Here is a 23,324-nt window from a genome sequence, read left to right on the forward strand (position 1 = left end):
CGGGCGCGTTGGTCGAGACCCGTTCTCGCCGGGGGCGGCTCACGGCATACTCCGTGCGTGACCCACGCGCCCCTCGTCCCGTCCTCCCGCCCGGCCCGCACGCTGCTCGCCCTCAACGCGGGGGTCGCCTGGCTCGGGGTCGCCCTGACCACGGTCATCTCCGCCGCCGGCGGGTATCGCGAGACCATGCCCCCCGTCGGGCTCTACGGCAGCCACCCGGACGGCGCGGCCGGGGTGCTCTCACGGGTCTCGGACACCCTGAGCTACTTCACCATCTGGTCCAACGTCGTCGTCGCCCTCTCGGCGACCCTGCTGCTGGTCCGGCCCCGCGACCAGGGCCTGGTGGCGCGGGTCCTGCGCCTGGACGCCCTGCTGATGATCACCATCACCGCCATCGTCTACCAGGTGCTCCTGGCCCCCACGGCCGACGTGCAGGGCTGGTCGCTGCTCACCGACCCGATGCTGCACAAGGTCACCCCGGTACTCACCGTGCTCGCGTGGGTCGTCGCCGGCCCTCGCGGCTGGGTGCGCGGCCGCCTGGTGCCGCTGGCGCTGGCGGTGCCGCTGCTGTGGATCGCGTGGATGCTCCTGCGCGGCGCCGTCATCGGCGCCTACCCGTACGACTTCGCCAACGTGACCGCCCTGGGCTACGGCGCCGTCGCCCGCACCCTGGCCGCGATCCTGGTCTTCGGGCTCGCCGTCGCGAGCCTGTACTGGGGTCTGGACGTGGCGCTCGAACGCATCACCCGGCGCCGGCGACGCTGACACCGACGGGCCGCTACCGGGGTGCCGGCGCGGTGAGGTCCTGGATGCCGACGACGCGTAGCAGGGCGAGGGACTCAGCTGCCGCAGAACCCGGTTCGGCCGAGTACACGATCAGCAGCTGGTCGCAGTCGGGGAGGTGGAGGGTGTCGCACTCGAGCACCAGCTCGCCCAGCGCGGGGTGCAGCACGGTCTTGGTGTGGCTGCGCCAGGCGCCGGCCTCGGCCGTCTCCCACAGGTGCCGGAACTCGGCCGACCCCGCCAGCAGGTCGGCCACGAGGCGCCGCAGGCCGGGGTCGTCGGGGTAGCGTGCGGCCGCCGAGCGCAGGCTCGCCACACTCTGGCGCGAGGTCGCCGCACGCTCCTCGGCCGAGCCGCCGACCATCGAGCGTGGCGGGTCGCTCGGGTCGGGGAGGAACCGCAGCCGCAGCTGGTTGCGGCGTTCCGGCGCGAGCGCCGACCAGTCACCGGTCAGGGCCGACGACATCGCGTTCCAGGCCAGGATGTCGCCCTTGGCGCTCTGCACCAGCGCCGGCAGGTCGGTGAAGCGCTCGATGAGGCGCAGCACGCTGGGCCGCACCCGCAGGTCGATCCGCCCGGACCGCGGCGGTTCGACCCCGGCCAGGCGGAAGACGCGGTCGCGCTCGTCGTCGCCGAGGCGCAGCGCCCGGCACAGCGCCGCGACGACCTGCTCCGACGGATGGGGGCCGCGCCCCTGCTCGAGGCGCACGACGTAGTCGACGCTCACGCCGGCGAGCAACGCGACCTCCTCCCGGCGCAGCCCCGGGACGCGCCGTCGGACCCCCGCCGGCAGGCCCGCGTCCTCGGGCCGGACCCGGGACCGGGCGCGGCGCAGCGCGGTGGCGAGCTCGTCGCGGTCACCCTTCACCTCCTCATCATGACGCGGCCCGGGCGCTCGCGGGGAGACGATCCTGGTACCGCCGGTCCCACGACGCGCCGACCCTGGCCGAGCCTCCGGGCCGGCCGCAGGGTGGACGCATGAGCACCCACGACACCCCCACCACCCGCCCCACCGACCGCACCACCGCCCTCGTCACCGGCGCCAACAAGGGCCTCGGTGCCGAGACCAGCCGCCGGCTCGCCGCCCTAGGCTGGACGGTCTGGATGGCCGCTCGCGACACCGCGGCTGCGGAGGCCGCGGCCGCCCGCATCCGCGCCGAGCAGCCCGACGCCGACCTGCGCGTCGTCGCCCTCGACGTGACCTCGGACGCCTCGGTCGCCGCGGCCGTCGAGGCCGTGACCCGCTCGGGCACCGGGCTCGACGTCCTCGTGAACAACGCGGGCATCAGCGGCGCCGGCCTCGACACCCTCTCGACCACACCGGCCGACTTCCTGCCGGTGTTCGGCGTCAACGTCCTGGGCCCGGTGCGGGTCACCCACGCGTTCCTGCCCCTGCTGACCGCCTCGTCCCGGCCCCGGCTCGTGATGGTGTCGAGCGGGCTGGGCCGGCTCGAGCACGTCAACGACCCCTCGCGGACGGAGTTCGGCGTGCCCGGGATGGTCTACCAGTCGTCCAAGGCGGCCCTGACCATGATCGGGAACCAGTACGGCAAGGCGCTGCCCGGCGTGCGGGTCGCGACGGTCGACCCCGGCTACACCGCCACCGACCTCAACGGCCACCGCGGCTCGCAGACCGTCACCGAGGGCACCGACGCCATCGTCGCGGCGGCCGGCGCCGACCGCATCCCGCGCTCGCCCTTCGACCGCCATGACCTCGTGGACGGCTGACCGGGCCGCGGCCGACCGGGCGGGAGTTCACCCGACGTTCGCCCCCGCGTCGGCCGCCGCGGCTCGTCCGCTGGCAGGTTCCGAAGGTCAGCCCCCTCCGTCCCCCCGAGGTGCCCCGTGCCCGTCCTCCGCCTGCCCCGAACCCGCATCGCCGCTGCCCTCGTCCTCGGCGTGGCCCTGGCCGCCCCCACCACCGCGGTCGCCGCCGGCGAGCGCGGCGACGACCACCGCCCGCCGCGCACCTTCGCGTACGCCGTGTACGGGGATGCCCCGTACGGCACCTCCCCCACCGACACCTCCCAGACCGAGGCCACCCCCGCCTTCGTCGCGGCCGTCAACGCCGACCGCGCCGTGTCGGGCGTGCTGCACGTCGGCGACATCCACTCCGGCAGCCAGTACTGCACCCAGGCCTACGACCAGCAGGTCGCCGACCTCTGGCGGGGGTTCACCGACCCGCTCGTCTACACGCCGGGTGACAACGAGTGGGCCGACTGCCACAAGAAGAAGGAGGGAGGGGGCGTGTACAACCCCGCCACGGGGCAGGTCGACTACGTCACCGACGCCTCGGGTGCGCCGGCCGACTACGCCGGGGGCAACCCGGTCGACAACCTGGCCCTGGTCCGCTCGACCTTCTTCCCGCAACCCGGCCGCACCCTCGGCAGCGGCTCCCTGCGCGTCCTCTCGCAGGCACAGGTCGACAACCGTGCCCACCCGACCGACGGCCAGTACGTGGAGAACGTGCTCTGGATGCGTGACGGCATCCTCTTCGTCGCCGTCGACGTACCCGGCGGCTCGAACAACGGCACCGACCCCTGGTACGGCGCCCCCACCGCCTCGCCCCAGCAGGTGACGGAGGTCGCGAACCGCACCGGCGCCGCCCTGCGGTGGCTGCAGCGCTCCTTCGCCACCGCCCGCGAGGCCAGGGCCCGTGGCATGGTCGTGATGACCCAGGCCGACCTCTGGGACCTCGACGGCAAGGCGGCCTCCCACGTCGCCGGCTACGAGCCCGTGGTCGGAGCGCTCGCCGATGGCGCCACCGCGTTCGGTCGCCCGGTGCTGCTCCTCAACGGCGACTCGCACGTCTACCGCTCGGACGACCCGTTCCGGGCCGGGGCGTCGTGCACCGGGGACGACGGTGTCTGCGCCTACGACGCGCACGACAGTCACCCGGGCTACGACGTGGCGAACATCCACCGTGTCGTGGTGCACGGCAGCACCGTCCCGCTGGAGTACCTACGGCTCACGGTCTCGCCGCGCACCGCACCGGCGAGCGCGACGTCGTTCGGCCCGTTCTCGTGGGAGCGCGTCACGCACTGAGCCGACCCCGACAGGGGACCAGTCCGTGGGCGGCGGTTGCCGCGGTGGCGCCCCCGCGCGGAGCGTGGTGACATGACGTCCTACACCCACGGGCACGCCGAGCCGGTCCTGCGCTCGCACCGTTGGCGCACGGCCGAGAACTCGGCCGCGTACCTCCTGCCGCACCTGCGGCCCGGGCTGCGGCTGCTCGACGTCGGATCCGGGCCCGGCACCATCACCGCCGACCTGGCCGCCCTGGTCGCCCCCGCTGAGGTCACCGCCCTCGAGGCCACCGCCGAGGCACTGGGTCTCACCGCCGCCGAGCTGCGGCGGCGTGGCATCCGGGCCGACCTGGTCGTGGGCGACGTGCACGACCTGCCCTTTCGCGACGACGCGTTCGACGTCGTGCACGCGCACCAGGTCCTGCAGCACGTGGCCGACCCGGTCGCGGCGCTGCGCGAGCTGCGCCGGGTCTGCCGGCCGGGTGGCCTGGTGGCGGTGCGCGACGCCGACTACGCGGGCTTCACCTGGTGGCCGCGCGATCCCGGGATCGACACCTGGCTGCGGCTCTACGACGCCGCCGCCCGGGCCAACGGCGGCGAGCCCGACGCCGGGCGCCGCCTCCTCGGCTGGGCACGGGCGGCCGGCTTCCCCGACCCGGTCGCCACGGCGTCCACCTGGTGCTTCGCGACGCCGGAGGACCGCGAGTACTGGGGTGGGATGTGGGCCGAGCGCATCGTCGGCTCGGCCCTGGCCGACCAGCTGGTCGCCGAGGGACGCTGCACCCGCGCCGACCTGGCCGACGTCGCCGCGGCCTGGCGCCGCTGGACGGCCGACCCCGACGGCTGGTTCGTGGTCCTGCACGGCGAGGTGCTGGCCCACCCCTGAGCGAGCAGCGGCCCCCCGACCCGAGGGTCGAGGGGCCGCCGTCACAGGCCGAGCGTCAGTCGGGGATGTAGTCGAAGACGTCGGGGTTGGGGCCGGTGCGGCCGGCCTCGCCACGGTCGAGCGCGGAGATCCGCGAGACCTCGTCGGGGCTGAGCTCGAAGCCGAAGATGTCGAAGTTCTCCTGCATCCGCGAGGGGGTCACCGACTTCGGGAAGACGATGTCGCCACGCTCGATGTGCCAGCGCAACGCCACCTGGGCGGTCGTGACGTCCTTGGCCGCCGCGATTTCCCGGAGCACGGCGTCGTCGAGGACCTTGCCCTGGGCGATGGGCGACCAGGCCTCGGTCGCGATGCCGTGGGCGGCGTTGGCCGCGCGGGCCTCCTCGTTGCCCAGGTACGGGTGCACCTCGATCTGGTTCACCGCCGGCACGACGCCGGTCTCGTCGATGATCCGCTGCAGGTGGGCGGGCTGGAAGTTCGAGACGCCGACCGACCGGGCCCGGCCGTCCTCGACGAACGAGGCCATGGTGCGCCAGGTCGAGACGAAGTCACCGTCGTAGCGGGTGGGAAGCGGCCAGTGGATGAGGAACAGGTCGATCTGCTCGAGGCCGAGCTTCTCGAGGGTCTGCGCGAACTCGCGGGTGGCGTCCTCGGGCCGGTGGAAGCCGTTGTTGAGCTTCGAGGTCACGTAGATCTCGTCGCGCGGGATGCCGGAGGCCGCGATGGCCTCCCCGACCCCACGCTCGTTGCCGTACATCTGCGCGGTGTCGATGTGGCGGTAGCCGATCTCGAACGCGCGGGTCACGGCCTCGGCGGTCTCGGCGGGGTCGATCTGGAACACCCCGAAGCCGAGCTGGGGGATCGTCGAGCCGTCGTTGAGTGTGATGGTGGGAACGGTCATGCCAGGTCCAGCGCCCGCGGCGCCCCCTCTTATTCCGACGAACACCGTGGTCAGGGGCTCGACGCGGGCGGTGGCGGCCCGCTCCCGCGCGCCGCGGCGCACCATCGCGGGCAGGATGACCGCATGGACCGACGCGACGACTACCCGCTCGTGCCGGGGAAGACCTTCCTGAACCACGGGTCGTTCGGGGCCACCCCCCTGCCCGTGCTGCGGGCCGCCCGGGCGCTGCGCATCGAGGCCGAACAGGACTATCCCGCCTTCTACTACGACCGCGTCTTCCCCGTCCTCGAGGGCTCGCGCCGCGCCGTGTGCGACCACCTCGGCATCCCGATGGGCCGCGGGGTCTTCGTCCGCAACTCCACCACCGCCATGCAGACGGTCGTCGACCACCTCGCGCTGCGCGAGGGCGAGCACGTCGTCACCACCTCGCGCGAGTACGAGGCCACCGTCGTGCTGATGCGCCTGCTCGAGCAGCGTGGTGTGGTGGTCGACACCGTCGACGGCCGCCACGAGGGGCTGGTCGAGCGCATCCTCGACGCCTGCGGGCCGCGCACCCGCGCCGTCGTCGTCAGCCACGTCACCTCGCCGTGGTCGCAGGTCAACGACGTCGACGCCCTCACCGCCGCCCTCGAGGGCAGGGGCGTGGCCACCGTCGTCGACGCCGCCCACACCGCGGGCCAGATCCCGCTGCCGGTGATGCGGCCCGGGGTCTACCTCTGCCTGACGCTGCACAAGTGGCTGCACCTGCCCAAGGGCTCCGGCTTCCTGGTGGTCCCCGACGAGGAGGCCGACGACGTGCGGCCCGTCGTCACGAGCTGGTACGCGGAGGCCGAGACCATGCCCCGGCGCTTCTCGTGGGCCGGTACCGACGACGTCATCGCCCACCTGGTCGGCGTCGAGGCGGTCGCCTACCAGCACGAGGTCCTGGCCCAGGGCCTGCTCACGCACTGGCGCGTCCTCACCGCGCGGGCCGAGGAGGGCCTGCTGGCCATCCCGGGGGTCAGCACCCTCGCCCGGGCCCCGCGCTCGCCCGCCATGGTCTCGGTGCAGCTCCCCGACGTCGACCCCGAGGCGATGCTGCGCGAGCTGCACGGCCGCGGCGTCGACCTCTGGTGCGGCCTCACCGACGAGGGCCCGGTGCTGCGGCTCTCGGTGGCGCCGTACACGACCGCCGCCGACGTCGACCACGGCATCGGGGTCCTCGAGCAGGTGCTGGCGGGCGCCCGGCGTGCGGTCGCCGCCCGCTGACGCCGCGGATCGCGCTCAGCCGGTGAGCGACTGGTACGCGGCCGTCTCGAACTCCAGGTAGCCGGTGAAGGACGGCGCGTCGGCGAACGGCAGGATCTGGGTGGCCCAGAAGCCGCCGATGCCGTTCTCGCGGTCGACCCAGTAGTAGAGGTTGGCCAGCCCCGCCCAGCCCTGCGCTCCGGCCGGCCGGCCGGTGGGCGCGACCTCCTCGTTGACCATGAACGGCAGCGACCACGACTTGCGCTGGCCCGGGAAGAACTCGGCGTCGTTCGAGATCGACGGGATGACGCCGGGCAGCCTCGTGACCTCGAGGTCCTTCGCGAGGTGGCGTTGCACGGCCATCTCGACGGTCTCGGGCGCCAGCACGCGCCCGTTCTCGCCCCGGCCGTCGTTCAGCCACATCCGGAGGAAGCGCAGGTAGTCGGGCACGGTGCCGTAGAGGCCGTGGCCGCCGAACTCGACCTCGGGCGGCGAGGGCAGCTCGAACTCGATCGGGGCGAGCGAGCCGTCGGCGGCGCGGGCGTGCATCCCGGCCACCTTCGCGCGACGGGCGTCGTCGATGGCGAAGGTCATCGACGTGATGCCGCACGGGGCGAAGACCCGCTCGGCGAGGACATCACCGAGCCGCTGCCCGGTGATGCCCTCGACCACCTGGCCGACCCAGTCGATGTTGCTGCCGTACTCCCACCGCGTACCGGGGTCGAAGAGCAGCGGGGTCATCAGTGCCGCGCGGGAGGCGGTGATGACGCCGGGCTGGCCGTGGTCGCGGTTGAGGCGGGCGTACGTCTCGTTGAAGAAGTCGTAGCCGAAGCCCCCGGTGTGGGTCAGCAGCTGGCGGGTCGTGACGTCGCTCGCGGGGGGCCGCAGCCGCGGCTGCCCCTCGTCGTCGAAGCCGTCGACGACCTGGAGGGTGCCGATGGCCGGCGCGTACTCCCGGGCCGGGGCGTCGAGGTCGAGCCGGCCGTCCTCGACCAGCTGGAGGGCGGCGGTGGCCGTGACGGCCTTGGTCGTGGAGAAGATGGCGAACACGGTGTCAGCCGTCATCGGCTGGTCACCGCCCAGCACGCGCTGCCCCGCGGTGCCCTCGTAGAGCGTGTCGTCGGCGTCGGTCAGCATGGCGACCACGCCGGCGACGGGAGCAGGGGCGTCGACCACGCCCTGGAGGATGGCGTCGGCCTTCTGGGCGAAGACCTCGGCGTCGAGGCGTGCGGGCATGGCTGCGTCCTTCCGTCGTCGGTGACCGAGGCGTCCCGGCCATCGTCGCCGACGGAGGAGCCGCCCACCAGGGGGCGCGGGTGCCGGGTCGCCGAGCGGTCGGCGCGTCGCTTCAGCCGAGGAGGTTGGCGCGTCGCGCCGCGAGTGCCTCGCGGCGGTGGGCGTTGCCGTGCAGGCCGAGGTAGGCATCGCCGAACCGCGAGAGCAGGTCGTCGTCGAGCCGGCGCACCGCCCCGGGCGGGTAGCGGTAGCCCATGGCGGCCGTCACCGAGGCGCTGTCGACGTCGCGCAGGGTCGCCCCGAGCTCCTCCAGGGAGGCGATGCCCAGCTCGAGCAGCAGCCCCGAGATCCACTCGTAGTGCTCGGTGCGCGACCAGCCGGCGCTCGAGTAGCGCCCGGCGAGGAAGGTGGCGAGCTCGGGGGCACCGATGCGCGGGTCGTGCTCGTCGCCGGCGCCGACGTCGCTGTCGCCGAGCCCCACCTGCAGGCGGTCGCGGATGGTCTCGAACTCGCGGTCGGCCAGCTCGAGCAGGCCGGCGGCCAGGGTGAAGCGGCGGTCGAGGTCGGGGACCTGCTCGGGCGGCACCGTGCCCTTGTAGCGGATGTCGTGCTCGAACTCGGCCCACGCGTGCTGGAGCACCGTGCGCAGCTGGATCGACGCGCACCGCAGCGGCTCGTACCCGGCGTCGGCCGACGCGGCGCGGGTGACGAGCAGGTGGCGGCTGGCGTACCCGAAGCGGCCGGCCGCGGCGGTCTCCTCACCGAGGTCGCGGTCGTCCAGGACGATGAACTGCTCGGCCAGCAGGTCGGCCACGGCGTCGATGTCGCGCTGGACGTAGGTGATGACCCGCACGCCCACCTGGTCGGTGACGGCGACCAGGGGGTCGGCCCGGCCGCTGTCGGCCAGCACGCCCCGGGCCTTGGCCGCGAACGACGGGACGGACTTGGTGCGCCCCGTCACGCTGAGGTAGTTGATGCCCGCCTCGTCGATGGTCCTGGTGACCTCGGCGACGAACTCCCGGGTGGCCGGCTCGAGGCGGGGGCGCAGGGCGGTGTAGTCGGCCACCGCCCGGTCGATCCGCCGCATGGACATGACGCCCACTCTCGCACGCCGGGTGGCCGGCGTGCTCGTCCCCCGGGGGTGGCGCGTGGTCGTCATCCCGGCCGGACACCGACCGGCCGCCACCCCTGCGCGGGGGCGCGCCCGTCCTACGCCACCGCCGCCGCGCGCCACCACGGGGTCTCGAGGAAGCCGCGCGTGATGGTGAGGAGCTCCAGGCTGGCCTCCCATCCGAGGACCCCGTCGATCCGGCCGAGCACCTGGGTCAGGAACGAGTACACCTCGGACGTGGAGGGGAGGATGAGCTCGCACATCAGCGAGCAGTCGAGGGTCGCCGCGAGGTAGCGCACCCCGACGAAGTCGGTGAGGGCGCGCGCGACGTCGTCGAGGCGGGCCGGGCTCACCGAGACGTTGAGCAGGATCTCGGCCTCGAACCCCAGGGCCGGCGCCGAGACCAGGGTCAGCACGACCGCGCACCCCCGCTCGATCATCGCCTCGAACCGGCGACGCACCGTGCTCTCGTTGACGCCGATCTCGTCGGCCACCGAGCGGAAGCTGGCGCGACCGTCGAGCTTCAGCACCTCGAGGATCTGCCGGTCGGTGTCGCCGAAGTGCGACGGGTCGCAGACGTGCGGCTCGGCGGCGCTCTCGTCGCCCCGCTCCTGGCGCGCGAGGACGCTCTGGAGCCAGTGCTGGGACACCTTGTACTGGTGGAGGACGAGGTCGGTGCGGCAGGTCTCGACCCCGTCGATGGCCTGGATCTCGTCGATCAGCCGCGCGTGCAGCACGTCGAGCTTCGGGATGACGATCTCGGCGACCAGGTCGTTGGCGCCGGTCACGAGGCAGAGGAAGCGCAGGTCGCGCCGCTCGGCCAGCACCTTCGCGACGTCCATCTGCCGGCCCGAGCGGCAGCGGATGCGCAGGACGAAGAGGTCGGCGGCGAGCGGGGTGTGGATCGCGTGGCTGACGCCCACCGCCACGACCCCGCTGGCCAGGAGCTGCTGGCCACGCCGGGTGACCGTGGCCAGCGAGCTGCCGACCCGCTCGGCGAGGTCGGTCCAGCTCGCGCGCCCGTCGGCCTGCAGCGCGGCGATGATCCGCCGGTCCAGCTCGTCCACCCTCGTGTCGCCCCCTGTCACGGTTCGGCCCTCACGCGGGAGCGGTACGCTCCAGCGCCTCCCTCAGGAAGGACCGCACAATACTCTGGAACTTCTCGGCCTCCTCCACCTGCGGTGAGTGCCCGGACTCCTCGAACACCTCGAGCCGCGCCCCGGGGATGAGCTCGACGATGCGCTCGCTGCACGAGACGGGCGTGATCCAGTCACCCCGCCCGACGGTGACCAGGGTCGGGCAGGTCACCGCGCCGAGGCGGTCGGTGACGTCGTAGGCCGGCATGTTGTGGGTGAACGCGTAGTTGTGGGTGCGGTACCGGTACGGGGTCTGCTCGACCTTGCGGGCGACGACGGCCGGGTCGTAGACGTGGTCGTACAGGGGCAGGATCTCGGCCCAGCACTCGCGCAGGTCGTCGTCGTCGCGCACCGCGCCGTCCATGATCCGCCCGAACTTCTCGAGGTCCAGCTCGACCCGCGCGCTCGCGAGCGCGTTGGCCCGCGCCAGCTCCTCGTTGGAGGAGTCCGGCGAGGTGTCGCGCAGCACCATGGCGAGCAACCGCTCCGGGTGACGCACGGCGTACTCCATCGAGATGAAGCCGCCGTAGGACCCGCCCGCCATGACGAACCGCTCGGCGCCGGCCCACTCGCGCAGGGCCTCCACGTCGGCGACCCACTGCTCGTGGGTGAACGGCTCCTTGCCCTCGCTGTTGCCCGAGCCGCGGGCGTCGAACACGAGCACCCGGTAGGTGTCGGCGAGCGGGCCGAAGCTGGCCCGCGGTTCGGCCTTGCTGCCCAGCCCGGGCGCACCGTGGTGGACGATGATGAGCGGGGCCCCCTCCGGGCCGGTCAGCTCGACGTCAAGGGCGTTGCCGTTGATCTCGACGAACATGGGTACCTTCTCCTGGTTCAGGCCGCGATGACGATGCTGTCGAGCGACGTGGGGTGGGTGGTGAACGGCCGGGCGCCGTCGGCGGTGACGAGCACGGAGTCCGAGATGCGGTAGCCGGCGTGGCCGGGTACGTACACACCGGGCTCGTTGGAGAGGACGAAGCCCTCGCGGATGACGGTGTCGTCGCCGTCCTCGAGCCACGGCGGCTCGTGCATCCCGAGCCCGATGCCGTGTCCCTGGCGGTGCTGGAGGAACCCGCCGAGCCCGGCGTCGCGGATGACCCCGAGGCAGGCCGCGTTGGCCTCGGCGCAGGTGGCGCCCGGGCGGATGCTGCGCAGCCCCTCGGCGTGCGCGGCCCGCACCGCCTCGTAGAGCCGGACCTGGTCCGATGACGGCTCACCGAGCAGGAAGGTGCGCTCGCCCTCGACGAAGCGGCCGCCCACGGCGCACCCCAGCGAGAGCATGAACGTCTCCCCCGGGCGCAGCCGGTGGCCCGAGGGAAGCCCGTGCGGGCGGGCACTGTTCGGGCCGGAGTAGACCAGGCCGCCGGCCAGGAACCCGGTGACGACGACGTCCTCGTGCTCGTCGTACATGGTGCGAACCCCGACCGAGCCGACGTGGGCGGCCAGCTCGGCCTCCGACGGCAGCTCACCGCCACCCTCGAGGGCCTCCCGGACGAGCCCGACGCCCGCCTCGAGCATGAGGTCGGTGATCCGGCCCGCCTCCGCGTGGAGCGCGACCTCGGCGGCCGTCTTGACGCTGCGCGCCGTCACGGTGACCCGCGAGGTGACGAACGAGGTGGCGGGCAGCAGCGCCTGCAGCAGCTCGAGGCGACCGACCGAGGTGGTCGGTGCCACGCCGACCCGCCCGCGTGCGACGCGCGGGGCCAGCAGCGAGAGGGGCTCGACGACGCCGGGGTACTCCGGGTAGACGACCAGCTCGGCGCACACCCGCTGCCAGCCGGCGTGCTCCTGCTCGAGCCGCGGCACGAGGAGGACGGTGGTGCCGTCGACCCCGAGCCACACCGCGACGGGGCGCTCGCACGGGTGGTGGAAGAAGCCGGTGAGGTAGGCGACGTCCTCGGGGTGGTCCAGGAACAGCCCCGACAACCCCTCCTGCGCCGCGAGGTCGCGCACGGTCTGCTGGACGGCGCGGTGGTGCTCGGCGTCGAGCCGCTGGCGGAAAGCCACTCAGTCCTCCCGGGTTCGCGGGTTACGGGCGTCGTTGTAGGCGATGGCGACGAGGGTCGCCGCGATGACGAGGACGAGGATCGCGATCGAGGGGAACAGGGTGGTCCACCACGCCGACGTCATCGACCCGGACTGCTGCGACTCGTAGAGGATCCGACCCCACGACCAGCTCGTCGGGTCGCCGAGACCGAGGAAGGACAGCCCGGCCTCCGACAGGACCGCGCGGCTCGCGGTGAGCACGACCGTCACGCTGATCACGGGGGCCACGGCGGGCAGGAGGTGCTTGCGCAGGATCCAGCCGTGCCCGCCGCCGAGCACGCGGGCGGCGTCCATGTAGGGCAGCCCGACCACGGCCAGCGCCTGCGCCCGGACGACACGCGCGACCTCCGGCCAGGAGAAGAAGGAGATGACGAGGATGATCGTGGGGAGCGAGGGGCCGGCCAGGGCGGCGACCAGGATCATCAGGGGCAGCACGGGCAGCGACAGCGACAGGTCGACGACCATGCGCAGGATCGCGTCGACCCGCCGCACATAGGCGCTCAGCACCCCGACCACCACCCCGAGGGCGATGGCCAGGGCCGACGCCGCGGCACCGACGAACATCGAGACGCGGGTCCCCCAGACGACCTGGCCGAAGATGTCGCGGCCGAGGTTGTCGGTGCCGAACCAGTGCGCTGCCGAGGGTTCCCGGAGCACGTCGGCGCTGAAGCCGCTCGGGTAGTCGGCGATCAGCGGCGCGGCGAGGGCCACGACGACGAGGAGGCCGAGCACCGCTGCGGAGGCGACGCCCATCGGGTTGCGGCGGAAGGCCTCCCACGTCTCACGACGGGCGGGCTCACCCACCTCCCCACGGGGCGCGAGGTCGCCCGTGAGGTCCTGTTCGAGGGCCGCTGTCATGAGTTCCTCACTCTCGGGTCGAGCAGGCCGTACGCGAGGTCGGTCAGCATGTTCGCGACGACGACCGTGGCGGCCAGCAGGAGGAAGGCCCCCTGGAGCACCGGGAAGTCGAGCCGGATGACGGACTCGTAGATGGCTCGCCCCACCCCGGGGTAGGCGAAGATCGTCTCGGTGAGGACCGAGCCGCCCACGAGGAAGCCGAGCTGGAGGCCGAGGAGGGTCGTGGTCGGGAGCAGGGCGTTGCGCAGGCCGTGCTTCCAGACGACGAGCCGCTCCGGGGTGCCCTTGGCCCGGGCCAGGGTGCAGAAGTCCTCGCCGAGCGCGTCGATGAGCGTCGATCGCAGGGTCAGCACGTAGGACCCGATCGACACCATGACCAGGCTGAGCAGCGGGAGGGCCAGGTGCCGCAGCACGTCGAGGTACCACGCGGCGCCGTACACGCCCTCCCCGTAGGCGCCCCCGATGGGGAACCACCCCAGCTGGAGCCCGAACACGTAGAGCAGGAAGATGCCGACGCTCGGGACGAACAGCGACTGCCCGGTGACGCCGAGGACCTGGACGGCCCGGTCGAGGGCGCCCTGCGCGTGGGTCGCGGCCGTCACCCCGAGCGGGATGCCGATGAGGACGGTGAGGAGGACCGTCGACCCGGCGAGGAGGACGGTCCAGGGCAGGCGCGCCATGAGGACCGTCGTCACCGGCTGCGACTGGCTGAACGAGGTGCCCAGGTCACCGTGCAGGAGCTGGCCGATGTACTTCGCGTACTGGACCGGGAGCGGGTCGGTGAGGCCGTACTTGGTGAGCAGCTCCTGGCGCATCTGCGCGTCCATGTTCGTGCTGGCGATCGCCGTCGCCGGGTCACCGGGGAGCAGCCGGAGGAGGAGGAAGGTGATCGTCACGGCGAACCACAGCGTGACGAGGCCGTGGCCGACCCGTTTGAGGACGAAGAGGGCGAGGGGTGGCATGGCGCTCCCTGGGGTCGTGCGGTCGGCGCCCGGATGACCGGGCGCCGACCGCAGCGGGTCACTTGCTCCGGGTCACCTGGGCGAGGGACTCGGGGTCGATGATCGAGAGCAGCTCGCTCGGCTTCGTCACGAAGCCGGTCCAGTCCGCACGGTGGGCGACGTACAGGTTCTGGACGTACATGATGTTGTCGATCATCTCGTCGTGGACGTACGCGGCCGCCTGGCGGACGAGGGCCATCTGCTGCTCGGGGTCGACCGTCCCCTGCGCCTGCTGGATGAGCGAGGTGAGCTTGGGGTCGTCGACCTGCGAGTAGTTGATCGCCCCGTCGGGGAGGTACTGCAGGGCCATGTTGGAGACCGGCTCGTCCATGATCGCGAAGGACCCGGCGTAGATGTCGTAGTCACCCTCGGAGGTCTTGGCGAGGTAGGTGTTGCGGTCCATGCCCTTCAGCTCGATGGTGATGCCGGCCTTGGCCGCACCCTCCTTGACGATGGAGGTCCACGCCGAGACCACGGGGTCCTGGAGCGAGTAGATCATCGTGAAGGTGGGGTTGGAGACGCCGGCCTCGGCGAGGAGCTTCTTGGACATCTCCGGGTCGTACGAGTACTCCTTGAGGTCGGGGTTCGCGTACTGCTTCAGGGAGTCGGTGATCGGGCTGCTGTTGGCCGTGACCGCCTGACCCTGCACCGCGACCTTGCGGATCGAGTCGTAGTCCACCGCGTGCGCCAGCGCCTGGCGGACCCGGGGGTCGTCGAGCGGCTTGCGCTTCATGTTGTAGGTCATGTGGGTGAAGCCCAGGCCCGGGACCTCCTCCACCGCGATGCCGTCGGTGCTGCGCAGGCTGTCGACCTGTGCCGGGGGCAGCGCGTTCGCGATGACGTCGACGTCACCCTTCTTCAGCGCGAGGATCTCGGTGTTGACGTCGGGGTAGACCTTGAACTCCACCGCGGCCAGCGTCGGCTTGCCGTCCGGTGCCACCGGGTACCCGGCCACGCGCTCCAGGGTGTAGCTCTGGCCCTTGGCGACCTTGGACAGCTTGTACGGTCCGGCACTGACCCAGTTGGAGTCGTTGGCGAAGTCGTCGATGTTCTCGTGCGTGCTGAACACGTGCTCCGGCACGACGGTCATCCAGAAGCCGACCTCGGGGACGACGATGCTGTCCGGGCGGGTCAGGGCGATCTCGACCCGCGTGTCGGACACGGCCTTCGCCGAGTCGACGCTGCCCATGAAGCCGTTGACGACGCCACCCTTGGGGTTCTTCGTCTTGATCGTGTTGATCGTGTACGCGACGTCCTTGGCCGTCAGCTTGGTGCCGTCGCTCCAGGTGAAGTCGTCCCGGATCTCGTACCAGCCGGTCTTGCCGTCGTCGCTGTACCCCCACGACTTCGCCAGGTACGGCTTCTTGCTGCCGTCCGCGGCGATCGTCATGAGACGGGGGTACATGAGGTCGGTGACCCACGAGTCGGTGCGCGAGTTGCCGAGCATCGGGTTGAGGTTGACGACGTCGGTCGTCGTCGCGATCCGCAGGGTGTCCCCACCCCCGGCGCTCCCGGACGCGGCCGAGCCCTGCTGGGGCGCGCTCGGGGCGCACGCCGTCATGGCCAGGGCCGCCAGGGCGGCGACGACGCCGCCTACCAGTCGTGGTGAACGCATCAGAACCACACCTCCTCTAGAACACGAATGATGTTGCCGCCGACGACGGCTCGGATCTCGTCGTCGGAGTAGTCGTGGCTGACCAGCCAGCCGATGATGTTGTAGAAGCACTCGGCGGGGTTCTCCAGCCCGTCGACGTAGGGCTGCTTCTCGTACTCGACGTGCCCGTGGGCCTGGCCGATGGACAGGTTGCCACTGAAGGCGTCGTGCAGGCCCACGTGGTCACCGAAGAGGGTGTCCGGACCGAAGGCGACGTGCTCGATGCCGACCACGTCGACCAGGTGGGTGAAGTGGTCCATCACCGACTCGAGCGAGTGCTTCGGGTGGGCCGGCGAGAGCGTGGTGTGCGGAGCGGCCTCGAGGCCGATGACGCCGCCGCGCTCGGCCATGGCCGAGATCACCGCGTCGGGCTTCATCCGGTTGGTCGGCCACACCTCGCGCGAGCCGCAGTGGGTCATGAAGACCGGCTTGCTCGAGTGCTTGATGACGTCCAGGCTGGTGCGGTCACCGGAGTGCGAGATGTCGATGGCCATGCCGAGCTGGTTCATCCGCGTGACGGCACGCTCGCCGAAGTACGTGAGACCACCGTCCCCGCGCTCCTTGAGCCCCGAGCCCAGGTAGTTGGCCTCGGAGTACGCGATGCCGATCTGCCGGACACCGAAACCGTGCAGGATGTCGAGCCGGTCGACCTCGTTCTCGATCATCGTCGCGGCCTCGAGCCCGAAGACCAGCGCCATCCGGCCCTCGTCGTGGGCCCGGCGGATGTCGGCGAGCGACTCGCCCTTGATGAGGTAGTCCTGGCGGGCGAGATCGGACATCCGCATGCCGAGGTCGTGGAGGACGTCCGTCCACTTCCAGCCGCCGTCACTGCTGATGCAGCAGGTGCCGTCCATGACGTTGTCGAACACGGCCGTCATGCCCGAGCGGGACAGGCCCTCGTACCCGGTGAACTCGCGACCCGTGCGGATGTAGGCCCGCAGGTCACGGTGCAGGTCCTCCGGGAAGATCGAGGGATGATCGTGCAGGGAGATCACCATGGACTCGCGCAGCAGCCCTTCGGTGCGCTCCTTCTGCGTGGTCGAGAGGTCCAGCCCCTCGTAGGCCGGGACCCGACCCACCTGCTGGGCGAGGGGGATGTCCGGGAAGTCGACGCCGGCCTCGAGATGGCTGTAGGACCGGTACGGCGTGTACTGCGGCGACGGGTCGAGCATGGGCACTCCTGACGGTGGGTGAGAGCATTGGGCGTTCTGGCGCTCAGAATGGCAACTATCCGGCATGTACGTCAAGAGGTTGATAGAAATTCGGCAGAAGCCCTTCCGTCCCGGCGTGCGATCGGCCATCATCGTCGGAGCCCCGCCTCGGAGGAGACCGATGAGCACCGCCTCGACCGACCCCGCCCGCCCCGCACCTTCCGGTGCGCCGGGCACGCCCGCCCTGCGCATCCGCGACCTCTCGGTCACCTTCCGCTCCCGACGGGGCGAGGTGCCGGCCGTGCGCGACGTCGACCTCGACGTGCGTCGCGGCGAGCTCGTCGCGCTGCTGGGGGAGTCCGGGTCCGGCAAGTCCGCCACCGCGCGCGCGGTCCTGGGGCTGCACGACCCGCGGCGCACCGAGGTCCGCGCGGGCGTCCTGGAGGTGGCCGGCCACGACGTCCTCACCGCGAGCCCCGAGCAGCTGCGGCGTCTGCGCGGCGACACGGTGGGCCTGGTCTTCCAGGACGCGCTGTCCGCGCTGAACCCGGTCCTCACCGTCGGCCACCAGATCGGCGAGCTGTACCGGCAGCACCGGGGCGCGTCCCGCCGCGCCGCCCGGGCGCAGGCCGCCGAGATGCTGGCCCTGGTCGGGATCCCCGGCGCCCGCCAGCGGGTCGACGACTACCCCCACCAGTTCTCCGGCGGTATGCGGCAGCGCCTGCTCGTCGCGATGGCCATCGCCCTCGAGCCCGAGCTGTTGATCGCCGACGAGCCGACGACGGCTCTCGACGTCACGGTGCAGGCGCAGATCCTGGCGCTCATCGACCGGCTCCGCACCGAGCTCGACATGGGTGTCCTGCTCATCACCCACGACCTGGGGGTGGTCTCCGAGGTCGCCGACGAGGTCGCCGTCATGTACGCGGGCCGCATCGTCGAGCGCGCGGGGGCCGACGACCTCTTCGACGGGCCGGCCCACCCGTACACCGAGGCGCTACTGCGCTCGGTCCCTCAGGTCGACGCGGTCGGGGGCAGCCTGGCCGTGATCCCCGGTACTCCGCCCCGCCCGGGCCACCTGCCCCCCGGCTGCGCCTTCCACCCACGTTGCGGTTGGGCGCTGCCGGCCTGCCGGGAGGACCGTCCCCCGCTCACCGAGGTCGGCCCGGGCCGGTCCGCGGCCTGCCTGCGCTCATCGGAGGTGCTCGATGCCCACGCCTGACCCCGTCCTCGTCTGCGACGACGTCAGCAAGACGTTCGTCAGCGGCCCTCCCGGGTTCGGCCGGACCCGGGTCAGCGCCGTGCACCACGTGTCCCTGTCCGTCGCCCCCGGCGAGTCCGTCGGCATCGTCGGCGAGTCCGGGTGCGGGAAGACGACCCTCGCGCGGATGCTCGTGGGCCTGGAGCGCCCCGACCAGGGCACCATCACGGTCGCCGGGCGCGACGTCACCTCGGCCCGCGGCCGCGACCGCCAGGCGCTGAGCCGGCAGGTGCAGATGGTCTTCCAGGACCCCTACCTCTCCCTCAACCCGAGGATGACCGTCCTCGACCTGGTCGGCGAACCGCTCGTCGTGCACCGGACCCACCGAGGGGCCACCGAGCGACGCGAGCGCGTCGCGGAGCTGCTCGACGCCGTCGGGCTGTCGCCGGACATGATGTCGCGCTACCCGCACCAGTTCTCCGGGGGCCAGCGGCAGCGGATCGGCATCGCCCGCGCCATCGCGCTCGAGCCGTCGGTCCTGGTCTGCGACGAGCCGGTCTCCGCCCTCGACGTGTCCGTCCAGGCCCAGGTGGTGAACGTCCTGCGCGGGCTCCAGGAGCGCCTCGGCCTCGCCATCGTCTTCATCGCGCACGACCTCGGGGTGGTGCGGCACATGACCGACCGCACGGCCGTCATGTACCTCGGCACCGTCGTGGAGGACGCCCCGTCCGCGATCCTCTTCGACGCCCCGACCCACCCGTACACGCAGACCCTGCTCGCCGCGTCGCCCCGGATGGGGCGGCGGGGCGAGCGCCGGCGCCGGGACCGGGTGGTGCCGGTCGGCGAGCCCCCGTCGCCGACCGACCCGCCGAGCGGCTGCCGCTTCCACACCCGGTGCCCCCTCGCCACGCAGGTCTGCCAGGACGTCGAGCCCACCTTGGGTTCGCGGGGGCCGGGTCACACCGTCGCCTGCCACCACGCCGACGAGGCCACCGGGCGCGGCGCGGCGCTCGCCCGGGTGCAGCTGGGCTGAGGCCGCGGCCCGGGTGGTGCGGGCGTGGCCCGCGGTGGAGGCAGCCGCGTGGGCGGGGCAGACTCGGCCCCGTGACTCCTTCCGCCCCCGGCCGCCGAGCGGTGCTGCTGCTCGGGTCCCTGGCGCTGGCGGGCTGCTCGGCCGAGGGCGCCGGCGGGAAGCCTCCGTCGTCCCCCGCGAAGAAGGGCGCCGAGCCGGCCGACGCCCCGACCCCCACCGTGGCCGCGGCGGGGAAGGTCGCGCCGGCGGGCTACGCGGCCGAGGGGATGGTCTTCGACGAGCTCACGGCGTCGCTGGTCGTGGGGGCACGGCGCCCGGACCGCATCGTGGTGCTCGACCCCACGACGCTGGCGGAGCGGCGGTCCGTGAGGGTGGCGGGCACGGTGCGCCACCTCGGGCTGATGCCGCCCGGCGGGGTCGTGCTGGTGCCGAACGAGGCGGGCGACACCGTCTCGGAGGTCGACCTGCGCACCGGTGCCGTGCGCTCGACGCCGGTCGGCCACGTGCCGCACGACGCGGCAGGCACCGCCGCCGGTGAGGTCCTCGTGGCCGACGAGTTCAGCCGGTCGATGAGCGTCGTGCGGGACGGGCGCGTCGTGCACACCTTCGACGACCTCGTGCAGCCCGGAGGCGTGGTGGCGGCCGGCCGCCTCGGTCTCGTCGTCGACGTCGGCGACTACACGGTGAGCGCCTACGACCTCGACCGGATGGCGAGGGTCGGCCGCGTCGCCGCCGGCGCCGGGCCCACCCACGCCGTGCTCGCGGCACCGACCCGGCTGGCGGTGGCCGACACCCGTGGGGGCCGGCTCCGGCTGCTCTCGGTGGACCCGCTGCGGGAGGTGGCGGACTTCGCCGTGGGGCCGAGCCCCTACGGTCTGGCCGCCGACCCCGGCGAAGGGCTGGTGTGGGTGACGCTGAGCGGCTCGAACGCGGTGGTCGGGGTGTCGGTGGCGGGCGACGACCCGCGCATCGTCGCCCGCTACCCGACCGTGCGACAGCCGAACTCGGTGGCCGTCGCGCCCGGGTCGCGCACGGTGTTCGTGTCCAGCCGCACCGACGCCCTGGTCCAGCGCATCGCCCGCTGAGCGGTCTCCCCTGGCCCGTGGCGGGAGGCCGCCCACGGGTCAGGGCCAGAGGTTGGGGTTCTTGTCGGTGCCGTAGCCGCCGTAGCGGGGGCGGCGCTCGAGGTGCAGGTGCGGGCCGGTGGTGTTGCCGGTGTTGCCCGAGTACCCGATGAGCTGGTTGGTGGCGACCCGTTGGCCGTCGAAGACCACCCGCTTCGACAGGTGGCAGTAGCCCCAGTCGGAGCCGTCGACGTTGTCGTTGATGAGGATCATGGTCCCGTAGGCGGAGCCCCAGCTCGCCCGGCCGGTGCGGACGTCGCCGCCGATGGTCGCGTACACCGGGGTGCCGACGGGGCAGCCGATGTCGACGCCGGTGTGGTAGCCCGCCTGCCAGCTGCCGGGGATCCGCCACGCCGCCGTGATCGGGTGAGCGGTGGGGTTCTTCACCGGCCGCACGTACGACGCGGCCAGGGCGGACGGGGCGCCGGCCACTCCGGCGACGGTGAGCCCGGCGAGCGTGGCACCCCCGCCGAGGACGAGGCGACGGCTGGGCGTTCTCGATGGTTCCTGACGATCTGACATGACAGCTCTCCCCTTCGATGTCGGCGGACAACGGGCGAGACCTCGCCCGTAGCCGCCCTTCCCCCCTGCGGGGACGTGGTCGCCCCCGTGCCGGTGTCGACCCGCACGAGCCCACCGTCGCCGAGCCCGCTACGCGTCGGCTGCGATACCGCTGTGCGCAGCGGGCGGTCGCCCGCCCGACCGGGCCGGCGTCAGTGCGAGGGGAGCGAGCCGGTGAGCCGGCCGTGCCGCGCGGCACTCGAGGGGTTCAGCCCGACGATCCCGACCGTCGTGCCGCGGCGCTCGTACTTGGTGGTGATCGCGTCGAGCGCGGCGACCGTGGAGGCGTCCCAGATGTGCGAGCGGCTCAGGTCGATGACCACGCGGGCGGGGTCGGCGGCGTAGTCGAACTGGGTGTACAGGTCGTTGCTGGAGGCGAAGAAGAGCTCGCCGGTCACGGTGTAGCGGGCCGTGACGCTGCCGTCGGCGGCCTCGACCAGCTCGCGGTGGGTGTCGGTGAGGTGCGCGACGCGGCGGGCGAACAGGACCATCGCGACGAGCACGCCGACGACCACCCCAATGGCGAGGTTGTTCGTGGCGACGACCACCACGACGGTCGAGACCATGACGGCGGTCTCGGAGCGCGGCATCCGGCGCAGGGTGGCGGGGCGGATGCTGTGCCAGTCGAAGGTGCCGACCGAGACCATGACCATCACCGCGACGAGGGCCGCCATGGGGATGAGCGCCACGACGTCGCCGAGGCCCACGACGAGCACGAGCAGGAAGACCCCCGCGAGGAACGTGGAGATGCGGGTGCGGGCCCCCGAGACCTTCACGTTGATCATGGTCTGCCCGATCATCGCGCAGCCGCCCATGCCCCCGAAGAGCCCGGTGACGACGTTGGCCGCGCCCTGGCCCCAGGACTCGCGGGTCTTGTGCGAGGGGGTGTCGGTGATGTCGTCGACCAGCTTGGCCGTGAGCAGCGACTCGAGGAGGCCGACCACGGCCATGGCGAGCGCGTAGGGGGCGATGACGCGCAGGGTGTCCAGGGTGAGCGGGACATCCGGGACGAACAGGGTCGGCAGGCTGTCGGGCAACGCGCCCTCGTCACCGACGGTGGGCACGCTCACGGCGGCCAGCAGCGTGAAGCCGGTGAGCGCGACGATCGCGACCAGCGGTGCCGGCACGATGCGCGTCACCCGGGGCAGGGCGACGATGACGGCGATGCCGACGGCGACCATCGGGTAGACGGCCAGGGGCACGTCGACCAGGTGCGGCAGCTGGGCGAGGAAGATGAGGATGGCGAGCGCGTTGACGAAGCCGACCATCACCGAGCGCGGGATGAAGCGCATCAGCCGGGCCACCCCGGCGAGGCCGAGAACCACCTGGAGGAGGCCGCCGAGCAGGACGGTGGCGACGAGGTAGTCGAGGCCGTACTCGCGCGAGACGGGGGCGACGACCAGGGCGATCGACCCCGTGGCCGCCGAGATCATCGCCGGGCGCCCGCCCAGGACGGCGATGGAGACGGCCATCGTGAACGAGGCGAAGAGGCCGACCCGGGGGTCGACGCCGGCGATGATCGAGAACGAGATGGCCTCGGGGATCAGGGCCAGGGCCACGACCAGGCCCGCCAGGACCTCGGTGCGCAGCAGCGCCGGCGAGCGCAGGGCGGCGCGGACGCCGAGGGCCGGGGTGGCGGGGGTGGCCGGGGCGGCCACGGGGGCGTCGGGCGTGGACGTGCTCACGGTGCTCCGTTCGGGGAGGCCGTCTCGAGGCGTCGCGTGCCGACGCCCCGGTGGGGCTGAGAGGGTGGGGGTGCGCCCTGGGCGCGGCCGGCACCATCGCCGGCGGAAGTCTGCGACAACCCTACCCTCACGTAACGTGAGGTTTCACCTCCGTGCCAGCGAGAGCGACCCCGTGACCCCCGACGCGCCACCGCCCGACCCCCGGCCGACCATGCAGATCGGCGAGGTCGCCGCGCGCACCGAGCTGTCGCTGCGGAGCCTGCGGCACTGGGACGAGGTGGGGCTGCTGCGGCCGTCGGGGCGCAGCGACGGCGGGTTCCGCCAGTACACCGAGGCCGACGTCGAGAAGATCCTGCTCATCCGCCGGATGAAGCCGCTGGGCTTCACCCTCGAGCAGATGGCGGCGGCGCTGCGCGACATCGAGGCCCTCGACGCCGGCTCGGAGGCCGGGGTGGCCGAGGCCCGAGCGAGGCTCGTCGGCACCCTGGCCGACGCCACCGCGCGGCGCACCGACCTGGAGCGCCGGCTCGCCATGGCCGACGAGTTCATCGCGCTGCTCGGCGACCGCCTGGCCTGACCCGAGCCGCGCTGGCGTCGGTTCGTGGCGAGCCCGGTCGAGGGAGCCGAGCCGGGTCGATGCGCCCGAGCCTGCTGCAGAAGGCTCACCGCCACCGAACCGGCTCGCGAACGCTCACCCGGCTCCCGAACGC

The 23,324-nt window shown here is 72.8% G+C and carries 22 protein-coding genes; 9 read left to right on the forward strand and 13 right to left on the reverse strand.

All coding sequences use genetic code 11. From position 1 onward, the window contains the following. The first annotated feature begins 57 nt into the window (after window positions 1–57). Window positions 58–765, forward strand: coding sequence for a Pr6Pr family membrane protein (locus ATL31_RS13405; RefSeq protein ID WP_101396210.1), 708 nt, complete (start codon window positions 58–60; stop codon window positions 763–765). A 13-nt stretch (window positions 766–778) separates the two neighbouring features. On the opposite strand, the gene ATL31_RS13410 is transcribed toward ATL31_RS13405, so the two are convergent. After that, entirely contained in the window at window positions 779–1,651 is an 873-nt protein-coding gene (locus tag ATL31_RS13410; protein ID WP_101396211.1) for a helix-turn-helix transcriptional regulator, read from the reverse strand. A 110-nt stretch (window positions 1,652–1,761) separates the two neighbouring features. Here ATL31_RS13410 and ATL31_RS13415 point away from each other — a divergent pair, with 110 nt between their 5' ends. From ATL31_RS13415 to ATL31_RS13425, 3 genes are all read left to right on the forward strand, one after another. Further along, the gene (locus ATL31_RS13415; RefSeq protein WP_101396212.1) at window positions 1,762–2,511 is read left to right on the forward strand and encodes an SDR family NAD(P)-dependent oxidoreductase; all 750 of its coding nucleotides are present in this window, start codon (window positions 1,762–1,764) and stop codon (window positions 2,509–2,511) included. A gap of 117 nt (window positions 2,512–2,628) precedes the next feature. Beyond that, a complete protein-coding gene (locus ATL31_RS13420; protein ID WP_211284039.1) occupies window positions 2,629–3,828 on the forward strand; it encodes a hypothetical protein in 1,200 nt (399 codons plus the stop codon). 72 nt (window positions 3,829–3,900) lie between these two features. Next, the gene (locus tag ATL31_RS13425) at window positions 3,901–4,695 is read left to right on the forward strand and encodes a class I SAM-dependent methyltransferase (RefSeq protein WP_101396213.1); all 795 of its coding nucleotides are present in this window, start codon (window positions 3,901–3,903) and stop codon (window positions 4,693–4,695) included. A 55-nt stretch (window positions 4,696–4,750) separates the two neighbouring features. On the opposite strand, the gene ATL31_RS13430 is transcribed toward ATL31_RS13425, so the two are convergent. Continuing rightward, the gene (locus ATL31_RS13430; RefSeq protein ID WP_101396214.1) at window positions 4,751–5,596 is read right to left on the reverse strand and encodes an aldo/keto reductase; all 846 of its coding nucleotides are present in this window, start codon (window positions 5,594–5,596) and stop codon (window positions 4,751–4,753) included. A gap of 123 nt (window positions 5,597–5,719) precedes the next feature. Here ATL31_RS13430 and ATL31_RS13435 point away from each other — a divergent pair, with 123 nt between their 5' ends. After that, a complete protein-coding gene (locus ATL31_RS13435; RefSeq protein ID WP_101396215.1) occupies window positions 5,720–6,844 on the forward strand; it encodes an aminotransferase class V-fold PLP-dependent enzyme in 1,125 nt (374 codons plus the stop codon). A 15-nt stretch (window positions 6,845–6,859) separates the two neighbouring features. Here ATL31_RS13435 and acmB read toward each other — a convergent pair whose 3' ends face one another. The 9 genes from acmB to ATL31_RS13480 form a co-directional block, all read right to left on the reverse strand. Next, window positions 6,860–8,059, reverse strand: coding sequence for a methyl acetate hydrolase AcmB (acmB, locus tag ATL31_RS13440; RefSeq protein ID WP_101396216.1), 1,200 nt, complete (start codon window positions 8,057–8,059; stop codon window positions 6,860–6,862). A 112-nt stretch (window positions 8,060–8,171) separates the two neighbouring features. Further along, a complete protein-coding gene (locus ATL31_RS13445) occupies window positions 8,172–9,152 on the reverse strand; it encodes a GTP pyrophosphokinase (RefSeq protein ID WP_281256270.1) in 981 nt (326 codons plus the stop codon). Window positions 9,153–9,268: 116 nt separating this feature from the next. Further along, window positions 9,269–10,237, reverse strand: a complete 969-nt coding sequence (locus ATL31_RS13450) for an Lrp/AsnC family transcriptional regulator (RefSeq protein WP_158239851.1) — start codon at window positions 10,235–10,237, stop codon at window positions 9,269–9,271. A 31-nt stretch (window positions 10,238–10,268) separates the two neighbouring features. Then, on the reverse strand, window positions 10,269–11,120 hold the full coding sequence (locus ATL31_RS13455; RefSeq protein ID WP_101396219.1) for an alpha/beta fold hydrolase: 852 nt from the start codon (window positions 11,118–11,120) through the stop codon (window positions 10,269–10,271). Between the two features lie 17 nt (window positions 11,121–11,137). Continuing rightward, the gene (locus ATL31_RS13460) at window positions 11,138–12,310 is read right to left on the reverse strand and encodes a M24 family metallopeptidase (RefSeq protein WP_245862446.1); all 1,173 of its coding nucleotides are present in this window, start codon (window positions 12,308–12,310) and stop codon (window positions 11,138–11,140) included. Beyond that, the gene (locus ATL31_RS13465; RefSeq protein ID WP_101396220.1) at window positions 12,311–13,207 is read right to left on the reverse strand and encodes an ABC transporter permease; all 897 of its coding nucleotides are present in this window, start codon (window positions 13,205–13,207) and stop codon (window positions 12,311–12,313) included. Further along, window positions 13,204–14,169: an ABC transporter permease gene (locus tag ATL31_RS13470; protein ID WP_101396221.1), complete on the reverse strand. Its 966-nt coding sequence runs from the start codon at window positions 14,167–14,169 to the stop codon at window positions 13,204–13,206. The genes ATL31_RS13465 and ATL31_RS13470 overlap by 4 nt, the downstream gene beginning before the upstream one ends. Window positions 14,170–14,227: 58 nt before the next feature. Next, window positions 14,228–15,823 (reverse strand): ABC transporter substrate-binding protein, encoded by a 1,596-nt coding sequence (locus tag ATL31_RS13475; RefSeq protein WP_101396222.1) that lies wholly within the window; start codon window positions 15,821–15,823, stop codon window positions 14,228–14,230. Beyond that, window positions 15,823–17,034 carry a dipeptidase gene (locus ATL31_RS13480; RefSeq protein WP_101396223.1) on the reverse strand — a complete coding sequence of 404 codons (1,212 nt, stop codon included), beginning with the start codon at window positions 17,032–17,034 and terminating at the stop codon, window positions 15,823–15,825. Before ATL31_RS13480 ends, ATL31_RS13475 begins: the two co-directional genes overlap by 1 nt. Window positions 17,035–17,194: 160 nt before the next feature. On the opposite strand from ATL31_RS13480, the gene ATL31_RS13485 reads away from it, so the two are divergent. The 3 genes from ATL31_RS13485 (at window position 17,195) to ATL31_RS13495 (ending at window position 20,329) form a co-directional block, all read left to right on the forward strand. Beyond that, on the forward strand, window positions 17,195–18,232 hold the full coding sequence (locus ATL31_RS13485) for an ABC transporter ATP-binding protein (protein ID WP_101396224.1): 1,038 nt from the start codon (window positions 17,195–17,197) through the stop codon (window positions 18,230–18,232). Next, entirely contained in the window at window positions 18,219–19,244 is a 1,026-nt protein-coding gene (locus ATL31_RS13490; RefSeq protein ID WP_101396225.1) for an ABC transporter ATP-binding protein, read from the forward strand. Before ATL31_RS13485 ends, ATL31_RS13490 begins: the two co-directional genes overlap by 14 nt. Window positions 19,245–19,315: 71 nt before the next feature. After that, window positions 19,316–20,329: a YncE family protein gene (locus tag ATL31_RS13495; protein ID WP_101396226.1), complete on the forward strand. Its 1,014-nt coding sequence runs from the start codon at window positions 19,316–19,318 to the stop codon at window positions 20,327–20,329. 39 nt (window positions 20,330–20,368) lie between these two features. On the opposite strand, the gene ATL31_RS13500 is transcribed toward ATL31_RS13495, so the two are convergent. Both ATL31_RS13500 and ATL31_RS13505 read right to left on the reverse strand, forming a co-directional pair. Then, window positions 20,369–20,890 carry a M23 family metallopeptidase gene (locus tag ATL31_RS13500; protein ID WP_101396227.1) on the reverse strand — a complete coding sequence of 174 codons (522 nt, stop codon included), beginning with the start codon at window positions 20,888–20,890 and terminating at the stop codon, window positions 20,369–20,371. A gap of 191 nt (window positions 20,891–21,081) precedes the next feature. Further along, a complete protein-coding gene (locus tag ATL31_RS13505; RefSeq protein WP_425440331.1) occupies window positions 21,082–22,614 on the reverse strand; it encodes a SulP family inorganic anion transporter in 1,533 nt (510 codons plus the stop codon). Window positions 22,615–22,825: 211 nt separating this feature from the next. Between ATL31_RS13505 and ATL31_RS13510 the strand changes: the two genes are divergently transcribed. Continuing rightward, the gene (locus ATL31_RS13510) at window positions 22,826–23,191 is read left to right on the forward strand and encodes a MerR family transcriptional regulator (RefSeq protein ID WP_101397650.1); all 366 of its coding nucleotides are present in this window, start codon (window positions 22,826–22,828) and stop codon (window positions 23,189–23,191) included. The last annotated feature ends 133 nt before the right edge of the window (window positions 23,192–23,324 follow it).

Source organism: Phycicoccus duodecadis (assembly GCF_002846495.1).
Taxonomy (GTDB): Bacteria; Actinomycetota; Actinomycetes; order Actinomycetales; family Dermatophilaceae; genus Phycicoccus; species Phycicoccus duodecadis.